Annotated in this window: 21 protein-coding genes; 7 read left to right on the forward strand and 14 right to left on the reverse strand. The window is 64.7% G+C overall.

The window, feature by feature from the left end; genetic code table 11:
* Positions 1-96 precede the first annotated feature (96 nt).
* The 4 genes from WG908_RS00415 to WG908_RS00430 form a co-directional block, all read right to left on the reverse strand.
* The gene (locus WG908_RS00415; protein WP_340184958.1) at positions 97-2,226 is read right to left on the reverse strand and encodes a GumC family protein; all 2,130 of its coding nucleotides are present in this window, start codon (positions 2,224-2,226) and stop codon (positions 97-99) included.
* Positions 2,227-2,228: 2 nt separating this feature from the next.
* Complete coding sequence (locus WG908_RS00420; protein WP_340184578.1) at positions 2,229-2,963, reverse strand: polysaccharide biosynthesis/export family protein; 735 nt, start codon at positions 2,961-2,963, stop codon at positions 2,229-2,231.
* A gap of 102 nt (positions 2,964-3,065) precedes the next feature.
* Positions 3,066-4,361, reverse strand: a complete 1,296-nt coding sequence (gene wecC / locus WG908_RS00425; RefSeq protein WP_340184579.1) for a UDP-N-acetyl-D-mannosamine dehydrogenase — start codon at positions 4,359-4,361, stop codon at positions 3,066-3,068.
* 101 nt (positions 4,362-4,462) lie between these two features.
* Entirely contained in the window at positions 4,463-5,233 is a 771-nt protein-coding gene (locus WG908_RS00430; protein WP_340184580.1) for a methyltransferase domain-containing protein, read from the reverse strand.
* Between the two features lie 60 nt (positions 5,234-5,293).
* Here WG908_RS00430 and WG908_RS00435 point away from each other — a divergent pair, with 60 nt between their 5' ends.
* The 3 genes from WG908_RS00435 (at position 5,294) to bfr (ending at position 7,402) form a co-directional block, all read left to right on the forward strand.
* On the forward strand, positions 5,294-6,538 hold the full coding sequence (locus WG908_RS00435; RefSeq protein ID WP_340184581.1) for a DUF418 domain-containing protein: 1,245 nt from the start codon (positions 5,294-5,296) through the stop codon (positions 6,536-6,538).
* A gap of 55 nt (positions 6,539-6,593) precedes the next feature.
* Positions 6,594-6,764: a (2Fe-2S)-binding protein gene (locus WG908_RS00440; RefSeq protein ID WP_340184582.1), complete on the forward strand. Its 171-nt coding sequence runs from the start codon at positions 6,594-6,596 to the stop codon at positions 6,762-6,764.
* A 155-nt stretch (positions 6,765-6,919) separates the two neighbouring features.
* Entirely contained in the window at positions 6,920-7,402 is a 483-nt protein-coding gene (gene bfr / locus WG908_RS00445; protein ID WP_340184583.1) for a bacterioferritin, read from the forward strand.
* A gap of 36 nt (positions 7,403-7,438) precedes the next feature.
* Here bfr and WG908_RS00450 read toward each other — a convergent pair whose 3' ends face one another.
* Positions 7,439-7,846: a (deoxy)nucleoside triphosphate pyrophosphohydrolase gene (locus WG908_RS00450; protein ID WP_340184584.1), complete on the reverse strand. Its 408-nt coding sequence runs from the start codon at positions 7,844-7,846 to the stop codon at positions 7,439-7,441.
* Positions 7,847-7,921: 75 nt separating this feature from the next.
* Between WG908_RS00450 and WG908_RS00455 the strand changes: the two genes are divergently transcribed.
* Together WG908_RS00455 and WG908_RS00460 are read left to right on the forward strand one after the other, a co-directional pair.
* Positions 7,922-8,107, forward strand: a complete 186-nt coding sequence (locus WG908_RS00455) for a Flp family type IVb pilin (RefSeq protein WP_340184585.1) — start codon at positions 7,922-7,924, stop codon at positions 8,105-8,107.
* Between the two features lie 131 nt (positions 8,108-8,238).
* On the forward strand, positions 8,239-8,400 hold the full coding sequence (locus WG908_RS00460; protein WP_340184586.1) for a Flp family type IVb pilin: 162 nt from the start codon (positions 8,239-8,241) through the stop codon (positions 8,398-8,400).
* A 59-nt stretch (positions 8,401-8,459) separates the two neighbouring features.
* On the opposite strand, the gene WG908_RS00465 is transcribed toward WG908_RS00460, so the two are convergent.
* From WG908_RS00465 to WG908_RS00485, 5 genes are all read right to left on the reverse strand, one after another.
* Positions 8,460-9,932 carry a M48 family metalloprotease gene (locus WG908_RS00465; protein WP_340184587.1) on the reverse strand — a complete coding sequence of 491 codons (1,473 nt, stop codon included), beginning with the start codon at positions 9,930-9,932 and terminating at the stop codon, positions 8,460-8,462.
* Between the two features lie 79 nt (positions 9,933-10,011).
* Positions 10,012-10,956: an acetyl-CoA carboxylase carboxyltransferase subunit alpha gene (locus WG908_RS00470; RefSeq protein ID WP_340184588.1), complete on the reverse strand. Its 945-nt coding sequence runs from the start codon at positions 10,954-10,956 to the stop codon at positions 10,012-10,014.
* Between the two features lie 33 nt (positions 10,957-10,989).
* Positions 10,990-11,886, reverse strand: a complete 897-nt coding sequence (locus WG908_RS00475; RefSeq protein ID WP_340184959.1) for a tyrosine recombinase — start codon at positions 11,884-11,886, stop codon at positions 10,990-10,992.
* 34 nt (positions 11,887-11,920) lie between these two features.
* Positions 11,921-13,723 carry a hypothetical protein gene (locus tag WG908_RS00480; protein WP_340184589.1) on the reverse strand — a complete coding sequence of 601 codons (1,803 nt, stop codon included), beginning with the start codon at positions 13,721-13,723 and terminating at the stop codon, positions 11,921-11,923.
* Positions 13,724-13,729: 6 nt separating this feature from the next.
* Positions 13,730-13,915, reverse strand: coding sequence for a hypothetical protein (locus tag WG908_RS00485; RefSeq protein WP_340184590.1), 186 nt, complete (start codon positions 13,913-13,915; stop codon positions 13,730-13,732).
* 78 nt (positions 13,916-13,993) lie between these two features.
* On the opposite strand from WG908_RS00485, the gene WG908_RS00490 reads away from it, so the two are divergent.
* Complete coding sequence (locus WG908_RS00490; protein ID WP_340184591.1) at positions 13,994-14,533, forward strand: shikimate kinase; 540 nt, start codon at positions 13,994-13,996, stop codon at positions 14,531-14,533.
* Entirely contained in the window at positions 14,524-15,627 is a 1,104-nt protein-coding gene (aroB, locus tag WG908_RS00495) for a 3-dehydroquinate synthase (RefSeq protein ID WP_340184592.1), read from the forward strand. Before WG908_RS00490 ends, aroB begins: the two co-directional genes overlap by 10 nt.
* On the opposite strand, the gene WG908_RS00500 is transcribed toward aroB, so the two are convergent.
* The 4 genes from WG908_RS00500 to WG908_RS00515 are packed head-to-tail and all read right to left on the reverse strand — an operon-like array spanning position 15,612 to position 19,156.
* On the reverse strand, positions 15,612-15,938 hold the full coding sequence (locus tag WG908_RS00500; protein WP_340184593.1) for a DUF423 domain-containing protein: 327 nt from the start codon (positions 15,936-15,938) through the stop codon (positions 15,612-15,614). The genes aroB and WG908_RS00500 overlap by 16 nt on opposite strands.
* Entirely contained in the window at positions 15,935-17,749 is a 1,815-nt protein-coding gene (locus WG908_RS00505) for a cation:proton antiporter domain-containing protein (RefSeq protein WP_340184594.1), read from the reverse strand. Before WG908_RS00505 ends, WG908_RS00500 begins: the two co-directional genes overlap by 4 nt.
* On the reverse strand, positions 17,749-18,171 hold the full coding sequence (locus tag WG908_RS00510; protein WP_340184960.1) for an iron-sulfur cluster assembly scaffold protein: 423 nt from the start codon (positions 18,169-18,171) through the stop codon (positions 17,749-17,751). The genes WG908_RS00505 and WG908_RS00510 overlap by 1 nt, the downstream gene beginning before the upstream one ends.
* A 46-nt stretch (positions 18,172-18,217) precedes the next feature.
* A complete protein-coding gene (locus tag WG908_RS00515; protein ID WP_340184595.1) occupies positions 18,218-19,156 on the reverse strand; it encodes an NAD(P)H-dependent flavin oxidoreductase in 939 nt (312 codons plus the stop codon).
* Positions 19,157-19,362: the final 206 nt, after the last annotated feature.

Below are 19,362 nucleotides of genomic sequence, written 5' to 3' on the forward strand. Positions count from 1 at the left end.
CACCGCGCTGCCTTCAGCCACCCGGTCGCCCGGCGATTGGCACCGGCCCACGTCGCTGGCAAGGGGATTCACCTGTTTACCCCCGACGGCCAGGCTTCAGCCGGATCGGTGATAGTCGTAACCCATGTCGCGGCCCTGCTGTTTGGTCAGCACCGCGCCGATCGCGACACCGCCCGCACGCCGCAGCCGGTCGACCGCGACACGCAATCCGCCATGATGGTTGCGGCCCGATTCGATGATCAGCAAGGTCGCCTGCGCCCGCGCGGCGATCAATGGCGCATCGGGCAGGCCCAGAATCGCGGGCGCATCGACCAGCACGGTGTCGAACCGCCCCTGCACCTGGGTCAGCAGCCCGTCGAGCGCGGGGGTCGCGAGCAATTCGGCCGGGTTGGGCGGGATCGCGCCACAGGGCATGATCCACAGGTTGGGCACCCCGCTTTCGACGATGACGTCTTCGCTCGTCGCCTGCCCGGTCATCACGGCACTGACGCCGGCGCCGCCGATGCGGAACAATATATGCTGGGAAGGGTGGCGCATGTCGGCGTCGATCACGAGCACGCGCTTGCCCAGGTCAGCGAGCGCGTGCGCCAGCGCATGGACCATCGTCGATTTGCCCTCATGCGCCTGCGCGCTGGTAACGAGGATGGATCGTGGCAGACCGTCGACCGACGCCAGCAGCAGCGATTGTGCGATGGGCAAGACCATCGCCGCGTCCGGCACATCGCCGTCGCCCGACGCCGGCACCGACCCCAGCAGGGGCAGGTCGACACGCTCGGCCAGCGTTTCGGCGGACGTCACCGCATCATCGAATATGTGCCGCGCCGCGACCAGCAGCAGGCCCAGAACGAGACCGCCCAGCGATGCGACCAGCAAGGTTATGCCGATATTGGGCGATGTCGGCCGGGCGGGAACGGCGGCGCGATCCAGCGGCTGGATGCGGCCTGCCTGAAACCCTGCCTGCGATGCCATGTCGCGATAGCGCTGGAGCAGGCTGTCGTGGAGCGTACGGAAAGTGTCGACCTGGCGCTCCATGATCCCGATCTGCACATCGCGCCCGCGTCCGCGATCGGCAGCACGCTCGATATCGGCGATCTCCCGGTCGATCTGTTGTTCACCGCGCATCGCGACGGCATATTGCTCGCGCATCGAGGTGCGGATGGTTTGGCCCAGGCGGTCCATCTGGTCGTCCAGCACCGCCAGTCGCGCTCGCGCCTCCCGCACTTGCGGGTGGGCGTCCTGCCGGAACTGGCGCTGTTCGACCAGATTGGCCTGCGCCTGCGCACGCTGTTGCAGCAACTGCTGCATCGCACCGTTGGCAAGCACGTCCGGCAATGTGGTGGGGCTGGCATTGCGCGCGCTCTCCCACCGTTTCTGCGCGGCGATCCGCTCGGACAGCGCCTGGGCGCGGAAGGCGTTGAGCTGGGCCAGCCGGGTCGCCAATGTGGCGCTGTCAGAGGGGACATCGCGGTCAGGCGGCGCGGCGCCCCTGGGTAACGAGACGGCGTCGAGCCGTCCGGCATAGACCGCAAGCTCGCGCTCGGCGCGTTCGAGGTCACGACGCGCGCCATCCAGTTCGCCAAGCAGGAAGCGGCGTGCCTGAACCCCCGAATCAAAGCCGCGCTTCAGATCGGCACGGATCAGATTATCGGCGAAGCTATTGGCTATGCGCGCCGAAAGAACCGGGTCCGCGCTCGTAAAGGCAATATTGATGATGCGCGAGCGCCCAGGCAATTCGGCGTTCAGTCCCTTGGCCAGCATCTGGGTGATCTGCTCGCGCTCCACCTGCTGACGGCTGAGCGCGCCCACCCCCTGGGTCGGGCGGCTGCGATCCATCGCGCGGAAGAACGCGTCGCTCCTAGCGAGCTTGAGGTCGCGCGCGATATCCTGCGCAAGCGAACGGCTGCGCAATACTTGGATCTGGGTCTGCATCAGCGATTCGGTGTCCGATGCGGTAGCGCCGGGCCGCCCGCCGCCGTCGGTTCCCGCCGCGCCGGCCGGCACATCCTCCACCTCTACCGAAGCGGTCGCCCGATAATCGGGAGTGGATGACAGGATCAGCAGCAGGCCGGCCAGCATGCACAGCGCCATCGAGACGAACAGGATGAGGCGTTGACGACGAACCACCGTCCATATCGCCCCGCCCGCCACCACGAAGCGAACGGCACGACCGCCATCGGCTAGGCCATCACCGGCCGAAGTCGCCGCGGGTGCGCGTCGGGGCGACATGCTCACTTGTCGACGTCCAGCGCGATGAAGGCAGTGGTCAGCGCGGGGGCTGCACCCGTCAAGTCGCGCAGCACGGCCTTGGCGCGGGAAAGACCGACGATGATGGTATCGCCCGGCAATATTTCGGGATCGTCGGCCCTGCCCGCTCGGATAGCGCCAAGATCGAACATCGCGGCACGGCGCTCGCCCTCCACGATCCTCACCACGACGATGCCGCCAAGCTGCGCGATGCGCGTAGGTCCGCCCGCCATCGCCACCGCATCGAGCAGGCCGATGCGTCCTTCGACCGGATAGAGACCGGGGCGTGAGACTTCACCGTCGAGAGTGACTCGGCGCGCCACCGCCTTCTTGACGAAGATAGTGACTTGCGGAGAGACGAGATAGCGCTGGCCGAGCCGGCCGGCGATGACGTCGGCCGCTTCATGGGCGGATAGACCCGCCACGGGAATGTCCCCCACCAGCGGCAGGCGCACCTGGCCCGCCGCGTCGACGGCGGCGTCCTCCAGCGACAGGTCCGGCTCGCGATAGACGGTAATGCGCAGGACATCGTACGCGCCGATCCGATGATCCGCGCCCCTCTCTGGCGGCGGCGGCACCAGCGCGTAGGCGGCCTCCCCCTTCGGCGCGTCGGGCACGGTCGAGCAGGCCGCCAGGACGAGCGCGGACGCGAGCGGCAGCGCCCGGCGCAGGCGCTTGTATCTCCCGGCGATGGCGAGTTGCCCCGTGCGGGCGGTCATTCGCTGCTGTCTCCAGCGCCCGGAATGGGGCGTTGCGCGGGACCTAGCGGGGCCGCGCGCGCATGGCAATCATGTAGGGGACGAGGCGAGCGCGCGGCGCTGTCACATCGCCGCGCGACTGGGCGCGGGGGAGATGATCGGCACTGGCTGGTCGGGCCATATCCCGCGCGTGTCATATACCGCCTTGCCGGCGCGTTCGTCGATGGGGACGGATTTGAACATGTCATGATCAACCAGAATGACGAAAACGCCACATTGTTCCAGTGCCGTATCGAGATCCATCAGCTCGGCGCCGGTGCCGGCAAACTCCATGGGCAGCGCCTGGGCATAGGGTTCGACCAGCTTGACTCGGCGGCCATAGCGCCGCGCCAGCCTGGCAGCGACCTTGACCGCGGGGCTTTCGCGGAAATCATCGATATTGGCTTTGAAGGCGAGGCCCAGGCAGGCAATGTCCTCGCCGGGGAACGCATCGACCAGGTCCGATGCCCTGGCAACGACATGATCGGTCTTGCCGTCGTTCACTTCGCGCGCGGTGCGGATGATGCGCGCATTTTTCGGGTCGCCATGGACGATGAACCATGGGTCGACCGCAATGCAATGGCCGCCGACGCCGGGACCGGGCTGAAGAATGTTCACGCGCGGATGGCGGTTGGCGAGGCGGATCACTTCCCACACGTCGATGTCCATACCGTCCGCGATCACCGACAGTTCGTTGGCGAAGGCGATGTTGACGTCGCGAAAGCTGTTTTCGACCAGCTTGACCATTTCGGCCGCGCGCGCGGTGGTGGTGATGCACTGGCCCCGCACGAACTGGCGGTAGAAGCCCAACGCCTTGCGCGCGCAACGCGGCGTAATGCCGCCGATGCAGCGGTCATTGTCTATCAGTTCGACGAGAATGCGGCCGGGCAACACCCGTTCGGGACAATAGGCAATGGCGATGTCGCCGGCACTGCCCTTTCCCGGCATTTTGAGGTCGGGGCGAAGCTGGCCGAACAGGTCGCGCATCGCTTCGGTGGTGCCGACGGGGGACGTGGATTCGAGAATCACGGTGTCGCCGTTCTTCAGGACGGGCGCTACGGTGCGTGCCGCCTTGAGGATGAAGGATATATCGGGCGCGCGATCCTCCGAAACGGGGGTGGGCACGGCGATGATGAAGACATCGCTCGATTCGACGGTCAGGCTGGCGCGCAGGTTGCCGCGTGCGACGACGCCCTGAACCAGGCCATCGAGATCGACTTCCTCGATATGAACGCGACCCGAATTGACCGTTTCGACCACATGCGCGCTGACGTCAACGCCGACCACCTGCGCCCCGCCCCGCGCGATGAGCGCAGCGGTGGGCAGGCCGATATAGCCAAGGCCGATGACGGAAACCTTTTGCTTGGTGTCGACGGGCATGAGGGGCAGGTCCTAGGGCAAGCGGATGATCTGACCGCTTTTCTGCCCGGAAATGCTGAAGATTTCGGTAATGGACATTGCCGGACGCACAGGATCGCCGATCAGGCCGCCGGCCGCGTCACCCGGCCGAACAATATCTGATAATTGTCGCCCGCGCCGTCGACGTCGAAGCACGCCATGACCCGCCGAAGCTGCGCCCCGGTGAGCGGCTTGCGGCCTTCGACCGGAACCACCGCGCCGATTCCGCGAAGATGAGCGACAAGGCCCCGCGCATCGCCACAGTCGAGCAAATAGTCCTCATCGAAGGCGAACGCATCAGCATAATCGCGCAATATGTCACGCAGATCATCCAGACGCGGATAGATCGGCACGCCCGGCTCGAACCCGCAGACTTCATGCGCCGTTCGCCAGCGCGCAAAACTGCCCGCGCCCATGGTCGAAAAAATCAGGCTGCCGCCCGGCCGCAGCAGGCCAAACAGCCGCGCGATCGCTTCGCCCAGATCATCGAACCATTGAAAGGCGAGGCTGGACAGGATGAGGTCAAACCAGGGTCCGTCGAATGCGGGTGCTTCGCCGTCCATCGTCAGAAACCTGCCGGCGACCATCCCGCCCCATGCGGCGCGATCCACCATTTCCGGGGCGATGTCGGTGGCGACCAGCTCGGCACCTGGCCAGCGCATCTGGATGTCACGGGTCAGAAAACCTGTGCCGCAGCCAATCTCGAGCAGCCGTGCGACATCCTGCGGCTTTTGACGATATGCCAGGTCGGCAACCAGCGCCGCCGCCTGCCGCTGAGGCCCGGCGTGATCGTCGTAGCGAGACGCCGCCGCGCCGAACGCATGGCTTATCCGTTGCTTGCGGATGTCATTCATGGCTAGTCCGCATGGCAGAGCCCCGCCCGTATCGCCAGCCCTTTCCAAAAAGGACGATCCTTGACCGTCGCCACCAATCGCATCGTCGCCATGGACGTGCTGCGCGGATGCGCCGTCATGGGCATATTGTGGATGAATATCACGGCCTTTGCCCAGCCGAGCGCCGCCTATTTCAACCCCGCCGCCATGGGATCGCTGTCGATCGCCGACAAGTTGACCTGGCTGGTCGGCTTCGTTGCGGTCGACGGCAAGATGCGGGGCCTGTTCTCGCTGCTCTTCGGGGCTTCGATGCTGCTGGTGATCGACAAGGCTGAAATGGCGGGCCGAAACGGTCGTCGCGTCCAGATGATCCGCTCGGCCTGGCTGTTCCTGTTCGGCCTCGCCCATTATCTGCTGTTGTGGTGGGGCGATATTCTGATGGTCTATGCGGTCGTTGGCCTCGCCGCCCTGCCCCTTGCGGGCCGACAACCGATCGCGCTCGTCAAATGGGCATTCCTGGCCTTCCTGGTCCATTTTCTGCTTGTCGGCAGCACCGCCGTGGTGATGATGATGTGGCATAGCGCCGCCGCCACGCCAGGGGCCACGCCAGCCCTCGTGCAGGGTTACAGCGACTTCATGGGCGGAATGAGCGATCCGCAAAGCCCCGCTATCCTGGCGGAAAAAGAACGCTATCGGGACGGCTTTGCCGCCATCGTCGGTTACAATATCAGCCAATATCCTGTGGAATGGCTTCGCAATCTTATCTTCACCAGCTTCGATACGCTGGGTTTCATGTTGCTGGGCATGGCGATGCTCAAAAGCGGATTCCTGACGGGCCGCTGGGATGCGGACCAATATCGCCGCACCGCTCGCCATTGTTTCATGGTGGGAACGCCGCCGCTTGTCGCGCTCGGCCTGTATGTCATGGCCAGCGATTATCCGCCGCTGGGGACGATGGGGGCGGTGCTGGCCTGGTCCTTCCCCTTCCGCATTCCGATGGTCGTCGGCTGGGCTGCGCTGATCCTGTGGCTGGCGGGCCGGCATGCCGCGCATTCTGCCCTTGCACGCATCAGCGCCGCGGGACGGCTCGCGCTCACCAATTATCTCGGCAGCAGCCTGTTGATGACCGCGATTTTCTATGGTTGGGGCATGGGACTGTTCGGGCTTTTCCCACCGTTCTCCCTGCTGCCCTTCATTCTGACGGGCTGGGCCATCATGCTGGTCTGGTCAGCATCGTGGACGCGGCGATTCGCCACCGGTCCCGCCGAGTGGCTCTGGCGAAGTCTGGCTGCCGGAAAAATGCAATCCATTCGCAAGAGCGAGTGATTTTACTATTGCGACCCATTATCAGTCACGCTATCTCTCCCTCCAGGAGAAGCAAATGGTCGTGTGTGTTTGTAATGCCATCCGCGAAAAGGACCTGAAGGACGCTGTCCGCGACGGTGCGGACACGCCTTGCAGCGCCTATGCCCGGTTCGGCCGTCGCCCCAAATGCGGACAGTGCGTTCCGTTCGCGCGAACCATTATCGCCGCGGAGCGCGCATCCGCCTGACACTGCGAATCAGCCGCAGCGGAACCGCGCTTCCAATCGCGACCATCACGCATTAGCGTTGCTGAAAATGGCGGAAATCCGCCATTTTTGCCTTAACATCCGGGCACTTGCAGCTTATGATGCCGCTGTCCAATCCATCATCGGAGCGAAGCGCCATGAAAGGCGACCCCAAGGTCATCGACTATCTGAACGACGTGCTCAAGAACGAGTTGACGGCGATCAACCAGTATTTCCTGCATTATCGCATGCTGGATCATTGGGGCATCGAGAAGCTCGCCAAATTCGAATATGGCGAATCCATCGACGAAATGAAACATGCCGACGAGGTCGCCAAGCGCATTCTGTTTCTCGATGGCCTCCCTAATTTCCAGCTGCTGGGGCGCCTGAAAATCGGCGAGTCGGTTGAGGAGGTGCTCAAGGCAGATCTCGCGCTGGAATATGAAGCGCTGCCCGCGCTGAAGGACGGCATCGCCTATTGCGAGAGCGTGCGCGACTATGTGACCCGAGACCTGTTCCAGATGATCCTGGAAAGCGAGGAAGAGCATATCGACACGCTGGAAACCCAGTTCGAGATGATCGAACGCATGGGTATCCAGAATTACATTCAGTTGCAGAGCAAACCGACCGGCGAGGAATAGGCGAGAGCGGGCGGCGCCGCCTTTGCCAGGCGCCGCCTATAGCAGGGCGTCGAGCATGCCGATCAGCGGCAGGTCCGCCGGCGGCATCGGCATCGCATACATTTGCGCAGGGTGCATCCATTTGAGCGCGCTCGCATGGTGAGGCTGCGCGATCCCTTTCCATTTGCGACAGACATAAAGCAGCATCAGCAGATGCCGAGCCCCAAGCGGCTCGCTGGCGAAGGTCGCCGGTGCGAGACAGCTGGCGTGGGTTTCGATCCCCAGTTCCTCCTGCAACTCGCGGATCAGCGCCGCTTCGGGCGTTTCGCCGGACTCTACCTTGCCGCCAGGGAATTCCCACAGCCCTGCCATCGATTTTCCCGGCGGGCGCTGTTGCAGCAGCACGCGGCCGTCGGCGTCGATTAACGCGGCGGCAACGACGAATATCGGGAAATCTACGCTCATGAGCCTCCGGTGAAGAGCTTTATTAACCCTGTCTGATTTACAACTGCAGCCGTTCTGCAACCGAACGGGATTCGTATGCACAAAGTGATCATAAAAATACGAAAATCCCGGCTTTTTGCCTGCGTTCGGGGTGCGACTGCCATCGAATATGGCCTGATCATCGCGATGATCGTGCTCGCCATGATCGCCGCTCTCAGCAATGTCGCGAACAAGACCACGGGCATGTGGAACAATGTTTCGACAGAAGTTCTCGCAAATTAACCATCCCGATTTGACAATCTTTGTTCCTATTAAACTTTCTTCAACCTCATTTCCCTAAACCGCTGACTGTCGACCTAATCCAAAGACGGGGCGGCCGGGTAGTTACGGTAATTCCAGCAAGGAGACATGATATGAAGTTCATCCGTAAGATGCAGAAGAACGAAAAGGGCGCCACCGCAATCGAATATGGCCTGATCGCCGCGCTGATCGCCGTCGCCGCCATTGGCGCGATGACCAGCCTGGGCACGAAGCTGGGCAGCACCTTCAACAATGTCGGCGGCAACCTGAAATAAGCCACGACTGCGTTAGCGATAAAGGGGCGGCGGAAGCAATTCCGCCGCCCCTTTTTGCGTCATACCACAATCTTCACCCGCTGGCCCGGGCGCAGCACGCTTTGCGCGGTCAGGGCATTGAGGGTGAGGAAACGATCGAGTTGCTGGTCGGCAAAGGCCATCCGCTTGGCCAGCGTATGGACGGTATCGCCGGAACGGACGGTAACGACGCTGATCCGCTTTGGCTTGATCGCCGCAGCTTCCTGCGCGGACAGGCGCTGGACCGACTCCACCATTGGCACAAAGCCGCCTAGCCCCTGCCCCGCCGGCGTCATCAACAGGAAATGATAGGCTTTGCCGCCACCAAAATCATAAGCGAAAACGGTGGCGTCGATTTGCCGCGACTGTGTGTTGGCGCGGATCGTACGGTAGGCTGCGGGAATGCCGTTGATCGTCGTGCGGCGCGTTTCGCCTGCCGGAATCGTAGCATTCTGGCCGGCAAGCGCGGCGAAAACGCCGTTTACATAGGCGTCCAGATTGCCTGAATAGCTGCTGGTGCTGAACTGTGCCTTGCCGCCCGTTCCCGATACCGTCACCGCATCCGTACCATTTTCCATGCCATAGCCCGAAGGAATGGCGAAGGTCAGTCGCAGGTCCGGGTGACGGAAGCGATTGCCGTCGATCACGCCCTGCTTGGGATCGTCGCCATAAATCATTCCGTCGATCGCGTTCAGGAAAGCGTCGCGATTGCGCACGACGGACCGCGATCCGATGGATTGCGCATTTTTGGCGGCGCGCGCAACGCGCGCAGCGGGATCGGGATGCGTGCTCGCCCATTGCGGCATCGATCGCGCACTGCCGCTCGTGCGTGCGTCGAGCGCACTCTGTGCCGCCAGCGACGACAGCATCGAGGACAGCGCGCGCGGATCATAGCCCCCGGTGCCGAGATAGCGGATGCCGAGATCGTCGGCCTCATATTCCTGGGTGCGGGAAAATTTGAGGGTGAGCAATTGGCTGCCGGTGCCGATGCCCTTTTGCAATAAGCCGGCAATGCCCGAATCGCCGAGCAGCGCGCCGGTAAGCACCTGAAGCAATGTGCCGCCGATGGCATTGCGCTGCGCCGCCTGCTGACGCCGCTGGCCATGAAGCGCGGCGACATGGCCGACTTCATGGCCAAGTACGGCCGCCAACTCCGCCTCGTCATTCATCAATGCCAGCAACTGGCGGGTGACATAGACATAGCCGCCGGGAATCGCGAAAGCGTTGTTGGCCGGCGAATTCAACAGGGTGACGGTGAAATCGCCCTGGGCATTGGAAAGGTTCGACTGGACGGCAATGCGCCTGCCGACGCTCTCGACATAGCGCGCCTGCGGTCCTGTGTAAGCTCCGCCAAATTCCACCAGCAGTTGGGGATGCTGCTTGGCGCCCGCGGCCTTATCCTGCGCGCTGATAGAAGAAACCGTGCGAATCGTGTTTTGCTGGCCGGTCGCGGGTATCGCCAGCGTGCCGGCAAAGGCCAGCACAGCTGCGGTCAGATAGATGCGGCGCTTCATGAATGACCCCTCCTGCTGCCGTTGTCACAGCGTAACGAGGGACAGACCTTACCGTTCCGACATGCGATGCGTCAAAGCATCAGGCGCCTATCGCCAGGAACTTGTCGGCGCGATCGGTGCGCAACGCTGCGGGGTCCATTCGGGCCAGGATATCGAGTTCCTGGCTGATCGCATCGGCCAGGCTGGCAATGGCTTCGACCGGCTGTCTATGGGCGCCGCCCATCGGTTCAGGCACGATGCGGTCGATGACTCCCAGCGCCTTGAGGTGTTGGGCCGTTACCTGCATGGCGGTGGCGGCGTCGCTTGCCTTGTCCGCGGTGCGCCACAGGATCGAGGCGCAACCTTCGGGCGAGATCACCGAATAGACGGCATGTTCGAACATCAACACGCGGTTTGCGGCGGCAAGCGCGACCGCGCCGCCCGATCCGCCTTCGCCCACCACGGCTGCCACCATCGGGACGCCCAGGGCCAGACACGCTTCGGTCGAGCGGGCGATGGCTTCGGCCTGGCCGCGCTCTTCGGCCTGGATGCCGGGGAAAGCGCCCGACGTGTCAACCAGCGTCACCACCGGCAGGCCGAAGCGATCGGCCAGTTCCATCAGGCGGATCGCCTTGCGATAACCCTCCGGCTTGGCCATGCCGAAATTGTGCCGTACGCGGCTGGCGGTGTCGTCGCCCTTTTCATGGCCGATCACCATGACGCGGCGTTCGTCGAGCGTAGCGAAGCCGCCGATGATCGCCTGATCATCGCCAAAGGCGCGATCGCCGGCGAGGGGCATGAAATTGTCGAACATGCCCGCAACATAATCCTTGAAATGCGGACGATCGGGGTGGCGGGCGACCTGGGTCTTCTGCCAGGGCGTGAGCTTGTCGTACGTGTCGACCAGCAGCTTGGCCGCACGTTGTTCGAGCTTGTCGATTTCGGCGCCGATGTCGATGTCGCCGACGTCAGCGGTGGCGCGCAGTTCGGTGATGCGCGCTTCAAGTTCCGCCACGGGTTTTTCGAATTCGAGAAAGCTGACCATGGCGCATGGCGTTAGGCGGCGCGGCGCGCGGCGTCAACGGCGAGGCGTCATCGTTGCAAGCGGGTGGCGGCTGTTGACCAGTTCCACCAGCCGGCGGCTGTCGACATGGGTGTAGATCTGGGTCGTCCCGATATCGGCATGGCCCAGCATCGCCTGAAGCGCGCGCAAATCCGCACCGCCTTCCAGCAGATGCGTGGCAAAGGCGTGGCGCAGGACATGGGGGCTGATGCGGTCGGGCGGAATGCCGGCCGCTGCCGCGAGCGATTTTATCATCTGGTAGAGGCGGATACGAGACAGATGGCTCCTGCCCGAAGGGAACAGCCAGGGCGAATCCGCCGGTACGTGCGCCAGCCAGGCCGCGACGGCGGCGCGGGCGCGGTCGGAAATCGGCACCAGCCGTTCTCGACCGCCCTTGCCCCGAAGGATCAGGAACGGCCGATCGGCCGACAGCGCCCGGCGCGGCAGCGAAACCAGTTCGGTGGCGCGCAGGCCCGAACCATATAGCAATTCCACCAGCGCAGACAGGCGCAGGTCGAGCCGCGCAGGCGGATCGGCGGCAAGGCGCCCCGCGATCACCGCGAACAGGCGGTCGACATCGGCGGCGCTCATCACCTTGGGCAGCGGGCGCCGGGTAGCGGGACGCGGAAGCGCCGCTGAAGGATCATCGTCGCGCAAGCCTTCTTCGGCCAGAAACGCATAAAATGCGCGCAGCGCCGACGCTTTGCGGGCGACCGTCGACGCAGCCAGCGAGGCCCATGCCGCGGGAAGATCGGCAAGCGCGGCTTTGGGTGCCTGCGCCAGCGTGCCCATGATCGCGGCCGCACCGGTCAGATCGGTCCGGTAGGCGAGCAGGGTATTGGGCGATGCGCCGCGCTCGGCCGCCATCATTTCAAGGAAACGGTCGATCAGCGCCCTGTCATCCGACGTTATCGCATTGGCAGCCTGCCCCTGCCCCGGCGGCGAATCAGATCCGCGCAATCGCCTCCGCCGCGATCATCCGCGCTTCAGGATCGAGCCCGACGCGATGAAGCGCCGCGACGACATGGTAAAGATGCGCGGGCGGCAACCGGCCCCAGTCGGCGGCCTGCATGCCCACCGCAGCGAGCAACGCGACGGTGCCACGTTCGCCGCGTTGCGCCGCCGCGCCGATGGCGCGCGACCAGCGGCTGTTGGGCGCAAGCGTCAAGCCATTTTCAGCGGCGAGTTCGGCGGCGTTCTGTGCCGACAGCCGCGATAATCCGGCGAGACCCGCCAGCAGCATCCGTCCCTTTTGCGGTCCCGCTGCGCCGATATAGTTCGACACCCTGCCTTCGCCGATTTCCACGACGCTGCTGGGCGCACCGAGCGCGAGCAGCGCCCAGGCGTCCTGGGTGTCGCCTTCGATCTGGCCCAGCGCACGCGCCCAATTGGCCGCGCTGCGATCATAGCCGGCGCTGAGCATGGCGGCGATCAGCCGGGTCACATCCTGCGCATCGGCCCTTGCCACCGGCAATGCGGCCGCCGCCCGCGCCGTGACGATCAGGCCGGCATAGCTTGGCCGCTCATCCGCGCCCCACAAAATCCGCATCGCATCGACGCGCGCACCGACCGTTCCCGCGGCGTGCGCGGCGCGAAGAGCATCGACACGGTCGGACAGCGCGGCAGGCGCATCGCCATCGGTCGCGATCTGGCCATAGACGCCGACCAGCGCCGCCGAAGAAAAAACGCCAAGTTGCGCTGCGACTTCGGCGCCGGGCAAGCGCCTCACCGCCGACAGAGCGGGCGCGCGCGCTTCCCATGCGCGAACATGCGATCCCACCGTGGCGAACAGCGGTTCGGGGATTTCGACATTGAGCGCCATCGCCAGGCCAAAGCGCCAGGCCGTCAGGCGGTCGACCCCGTCCCATTCGATCTTGACCGAACGGCGCGCATTGAAACCGGTCCCCACCACCTTTTCAGCAAGCCGATAATCGATGCCGCGGATCACGCCGCGCCGCTGTGCCTGGTTGAGCGCACCGCTGGCCGAACCCTGATCACCCGACAGGGCGGCGCAGATCGGCTCGCTCATCGTCCAGGCCGGCTCCTTGCTGGTCTGGCGCGCGCCAGCGGCCAGCGGGCAGAAGCCGGCGGGATCGGCGGTGGCGAGATAGGTCTGCATCGCAATGGCGTAGAGCCTGGGCGTGTATCGATCTGAATCCACGCTTTGCACCATCAGCCGGGCGCCATCCGCTTCGCCCATGCGCAGCAACATCCAGGCACGCTCGGCGGCCCAGTCGGCGCCCTCAATGCCGCGGGGCGTGTCGACGGCCGACAGGAGGGCCCGGCGCAGCAGGATCGACGCCCAGCGCGACACCAGCGGGGCATGGGTTTCGCGCATCAGCGTGGCAAGAAACTGACCTTGCTGACTGCCAAAGGCGTCCGGTCCGAAACCACGCTCTTGCGGCGTCAACGGGCCGATGCGATCAAGCGAACGGCGCGCGGTATCGGGCAGGTCATATTTCGCCTTTTCCGCCGCCAGTTCCTCCTCGGACATGGCGGTTTCGGCGGCATTGGCCGCATCGGCGCCGGCGGGGGTCAGCGCAAGAACGTCGGTGGGGGCGAGGGCCGGGGGCGACGCGCCCGTGGGCGCGGGCGACCCCGGCGTGGGTGAAGGCGCAGGCGCTGGCGCCGGATCGCCAAAACCCGGCGGCAACAGCGATTCAGGCGCATCCTGCGCGACGACCGGCAGCGCCAGCGCCAGCGCGGCTGCACCCGCCGCCCATTTCCAATTCCCCCGCTCCCACCTCATGCAGGGTTACTTGCCCAACTTTTCGGCGGGAATGACCTTTTCGACGCGGGTCTGCGCCTGTTCGCCGCCACGCGACCAGAACAGCGCCAACAGCCCCACGATGATCGCGACCAGAACGATCGGAACGATCGGCAGCCGTGTGCCGCGGCGCGATGCGCCCTGAAAACTGCCAAAGTTGCGGTTGCTTTTCATGAGTCCTTCTGCGGCCGGGCGACCCGGCCAAAGTTGCGATTTGCCTCAGCGACGGGGGGCTGTATAGCCCCGCTCGCAATGCAGCGAAACATCAAATCCAATTCTCCGCACGCGCCGGTCGTGCTGGTGGGCATGATGGGGGTGGGAAAGTCGACCGTCGGTCGGCGGCTGGCCGCGCGCATGGGCCTGTCCTTCGTCGATGCAGACGAGGAGATAGAGAAAGCGGCGGGCATGACCATCGCCGAAATGTTCGAACGCTATGGCGAAGCGCATTTTCGCGACGGCGAGCGACGGGTGATCAGCCGGCTGCTGGACGGCGCGCCCAAGGTGATCGCCACCGGCGGGGGCGCATTCATGCAGGACGATACCCGCGCGCTGATACTGGAACAGGCGATAGCGATCTGGCTGGACGCCGATATCGACATATTGGTCGATCGGGTGTCCCGCCGCGAAGGCCGGCCGCTATTGAAGGATCGTGATCCGCGCGAGGTGCTGATGCAGTTGGCGGCTGTGCGCAATCCGGTCTACGCGCAGGCACCGATTCATGTAAAAAGCGCTGCCGCGCCGCACGAAGCCGCCGTAGACAAAATCATGGAAGCACTGAACCAATGCCGATAGTGCCCGTCGCGCTGGGCGCGCGCAGTTACGACATCCTGATCGAAGATGGCGCGCTCGATCGCGCGGCCATGCATCTGGCGCGGTTTGCGCGGGGCGGGCGGCTCGCGGTGGTGACCGACGAACAGGTTGCACAGGCGCAGCTTCCCCGGCTGACCGCTAGCCTGGAAAGCGCCGGCATCGCGGTCCAAACCATCATCCTGCCGCCGGGGGAAAGGACCAAGAGCTGGGGCCAGCTGGAGGCGCTGATCGACCGGCTGCTGATGCTGGAAATCGAACGGGGCGATCATATCATCGCCCTGGGCGGTGGCGTGATAGGCGATCTGGTGGGCTTTGCCGCCGCCATCCTCAAGCGCGGCTGCGGCTTCGTTCAGGTGCCCACGACACTGCTGGCGCAGGTCGACAGTTCGGTAGGGGGCAAGACCGCGATCAACACCGGCGCGGGCAAAAATCTGGTGGGCGCGTTCCACCAGCCTGGCTTCGTCCTGATCGACCCGACCACGCTCGACACGCTGCCACCGCGCGAAGTGCGCGCCGGCTATGCCGAGGTCGTCAAATATGGCCTGATCGACGATGCCGAATTCTTTGCCTGGTGCGAAGGGCAAGGCGAATATCTGTTGTCGGGCGATCCGCAGGCCCGGCTCCATGCGATCGAAAAAAGCGTGCGGGCAAAGGCCGCGATCGTCGCGGACGATGAACGCGAGACGAGCGGGCGGCGCGCCTTGCTCAACCTGGGTCATACCTTTGGCCATGCGCTGGAGGCCGACACCGGCTTTTCCGACAGGTTGCTGCATGGCGAGGGCGTGGCGGCGGGCATGGCTCTGGCCTTCCGCTATTCGGCGCGACTCAACCTATGTTCGGCTGCCGACGCGGAACGAGTGACGGCGCATCTCAAGGCCGTGGGGCTGCCCTATGACCTTGCCAGCGCGGATGTGACCGGCAACGGCAGGACGCTGGTCGCGCACATGCTGCATGACAAGAAGATGGCCGGGGGCACCCTTCCCTTCCTGCTGGCGCATGCGATCGGCAAGACGTTCCTGTCGAAGGATGTGCTGCTGGACGATGTCGCGGCGTTCCTGGATCAGGACCGCCAGTAGATCCAGCCCGCCCATAGCCAGCCGACGATCAGCAGCGAACCGCCGATGGGCGTCACCGCGCCCAGCCATCGCGGCCCGCCCAGCGCCATGGCATAGAGTGTCAGCCCGAAAATCGCGCCGCCAGCCAGCAGCAGCATCGCCGGGCCGCGTGCCACGCCCATGATGGCGATGGCGGCAACCGCGTGGATCAACTGATACAGGCCGCCGGTGCGTAGCCAGTCCGCCGCTTGCGGGCTGCTCGCTCCATGCGCGCCGAACGCGCCTGCCGCGACGGCTAGCGCCCCCGACAGTGCCGCCAAAAAGCCTATCATCGGGCTTCATCTCCCCGTGTGAGCAGCCGCATCGATCGACCCGGCAGGAATATCAGATGTTTGGCGGCCATCAAATTGCCATGTTCGAGTTGGAGTTCGAGCCGTTGCCGGTCGTTTTCGCGATATTGCCGCTCGACCTCGGCGATCTCCGCTTCGGGCACGCCCAGCGACTCCAGGGCCTGAGTGCCCATGCAGATTGCCGATTCGAACACTTCGCGGACCACCCCTGCGACATCCATGTCCTGCAAAGCGATCAATTGGCGGCGATCGAATGCGCGCACGAGCAATGCCGCCTGCGGAAAGGCCTCGGCGACCGGTCCCAACTGCCGGGCATCCAGATGAGGATCGTCGATGCAAAAGGCGATCAGTCGGGCTTCGTCGCCCCCGGCCCTGCGGAGCAGGTCGATGCGGGTGCCGTCGCCATAATAGACTTGCGTGTCGAAGCGGCTTGAACTTTCAATCTGCGCCGGCTTCTTGTCGATCAGGGTCACTTCGAAACCGTGGCCCATCAGCATCTGCGCGACCGTCTGGCCAAAGCGGCCATAGCCGACGATGATCGCGCTGCCCTGTGGCGCCTCGTCCGGGCCGGCAAGCCCTTCGCCACCATTGGGCAGGGCAAATTCCAACCGGCGGGCAAACAGCATCAGGAAGGGCGTGGTCGCCATCGATACGGTGACGATCGCGCTGAACAGGCTGGCGGCCTCCGGCGCGATAAGCAGCGCCGATTGCGCCTGGGCGAAAAGGACAAAGCCGAACTCGCCGCCCTGGCTGAGCAGCAGGCCCATACCGACGGCAGGCTTCCAGTCCATGCCGAACAGGCGCGCGAGGCCGGCGATAATCGCGGTCTTGGTCGCGACCAGCATCGCCGCCAAGCCCAGGACGAACAGCGGATTGGCAAGCACAGCGCCGATGTCGAGCACCATGCCCACGGCGAGGAAGAAGAGGCCGAGCAGGATCGAGCGGAACGGTTCGACATCCGATTCGATTTCGTGGCGATAGGGTGAATCGGCCAGCATCACACCGGCCACGAATGCGCCCAGCGCGGTCGACAGATGCAGGCTGTGCATCAGGGCGGCGGCGGCGATCACCGTGAACAGCCCGACGACCACGAACAATTCGCGCTCGCCAAGGCCGCCGACCAGACGGAGCAGCGGGCCAAGGATGAAGCGACCGGCAAGCACAAGGCCAACGATCGCGGCAACGGTGTAAGCGGCCATCATCCAGCCGGGCGGACCGGCGGCGTCGGCCGGGTTGCGCGACAGGGCGGCGATGATGGTGATCAGCGGAACGATGGACAGATCCTGGAACAGCAGGATCGAGAAGGTTTTCTCGCCAAAGGGCGAGTTGATCCGGCCGCTGCTCTTGAGGCCGGGCAACACCTGCGCCGTCGATGACAGCGCCAATGGCAGGCCGAGCGCCAGCGCCGCGCCCAGGGTGAAGCCCGTGGCAAGGAAGATGAGACCCGTCAGGACGAACCCGCACAGAACCACCTGTGCCAGGCCAAGGGCGAAAATATCGCGTTTCAGCCGCCACAATCGGGCCGGGTTGAGTTCCAGGCCGACTAGGAAAAGCAGCAAGACGATGCCGATTTCGGCGATGGCAAGCTTGGATTCGCCGCCGCCGACCAGCCCCAGGCCTTGCGGCCCGACCACGGCGCCCGCGACCAGATAGCCAAGCACCGCGCCAAGGCCGAAGCGGCGAAACAGAAGGACGAAAGCCACCGCCGCCCCCAGCAGGACAACGCCTTCGGTCAGCAATATGTCGGTCGCCGATGGCGCGGCATGGGCCGCCGTCGCGTAAATGGCGAACATCAGGCGTCAGCCATGCGGGCGGCTTCGGCGATCGCTTCGAACCCCAGCCTGATCGAGGCATGGCGGGCGGGATAGGCCCGTGCAGGAGCGAGCACCGTGAGGCCGGGCCAGAAATCGAGATCGTCACTGGCGCCTGCAAGATAGGCGGCGAGCTGGTCGCGCGCCTGTTCCAGTTCGGCGGCGCTGAGGCCGATCGCATGGCCCGCCATCAGCGCGGCCGACGCCTGCCCCAATGCACAGGCGCGGACCTCCAGACCCATGTCCGCGACCCGCCCGTCAGCCATGCGCACATCAGCGGTTATCCGCGACCCGCACGTTGGCGAACGCTTCTCGACGCTTGCCTGAGGGTCGGTCAGCCGACCGTGGTGCGGGATGCTGGTGGCAAGACGCAGGATGTCATTATTATACAAGGGAGCGTTCATGCCTACCATGTAGGACAGCAACGTCCCGGCGTGAAGACGCGCCCGTTCAATGCCCCGCGCAAAGCCGGTCAAGCGCTTCGTCATACTCGCGGCGCAGCCGTGCGATAAGCGATGCGGCGGGGAGTATTTCCGAAACCGCGCCGATCCCCTGCCCACATCCCCAAATGTCCCGCCACGCCTTCTTGTCGCCGCCCAGACTGCCAAAATCCATCGCGCCCGGATCGGAACTGGGCAGATTGTCGGGGTCGAGGCCCGCGGCGACGATGCTGGGGCGCAAATAATTGCCATGGACGCCGGTGAACAGGTCGGAATAGATGATATCGGCGGCAGATCCTTCAACGATCGCCTGCTTATAGGCCTGGCTGGCGTCAGCTTCCTGTGTCGCGATAAAGGCCGATCCGACATAGGCCAGGTCCGCGCCGGCCGCACGCGCCGCCGCGATACTGCGTCCGGTGGCGATCGCGCCCGACAGCGCCAGGGGGCCATCGAACCAGGCGCGGATTTCCTCGATCAGGGCAAAGGGCGACTGGGTGCCGGCATGGCCGCCCGCGCCGGCCGCGACCGCGATCAGCCCGTCCGCGCCCTTTTCGATCGCCTTGCGCGCAAACCGATTGTCGATCACGTCGTGCAGCACGATGCCGCCATAGCTGTGGATCGCCGCATTCACATCCGCGCGCGCGCCAAGAGAGGTGATGATGATCGGCACGCGATAGCGCACGCACAAGGCCAGGTCCTCCTCCAGCCGGGGATTGGAGCGATGCACGATCAGGTTCACGGCGAAGGGTGCGTCCCGGTCGGTCAGCGCCAACTGCAACTGTTGCAGCCAAAGTTCGAACGTGCCCGAGGGTCGCGCGTTGAGCGAGGGAAAGGCGCCGACTATCCCCGACTTGCACTGAGCAACCACCAGTGCGGGCCGCGAAATGATGAACATCGGCGAGCCGATCAATGGAAGCGACAGGCTTTGCAGAAGCGGCGGCAGAGACATGGGACGGCCTTTCTCGGAAACGACTTCGCGCAATATTCCGTCGCTAACATCGGAAGAATGGCAAAGCGACGATTAAACGACCGCATCCCACGATCGGGCCGGCGTTGCTGCTGTCGGCACTCTGACATCGGGCGCGGGCGATGGATGATGGGCGGCCTGCCCGGCGGACAGGCGGCGGCGGCACGGCTGCCCACATGGGGAGCGCT

This window comes from Sphingobium anseongense (assembly GCF_037725245.1).
Classification (GTDB): Bacteria; Pseudomonadota; Alphaproteobacteria; order Sphingomonadales; family Sphingomonadaceae; genus Sphingobium.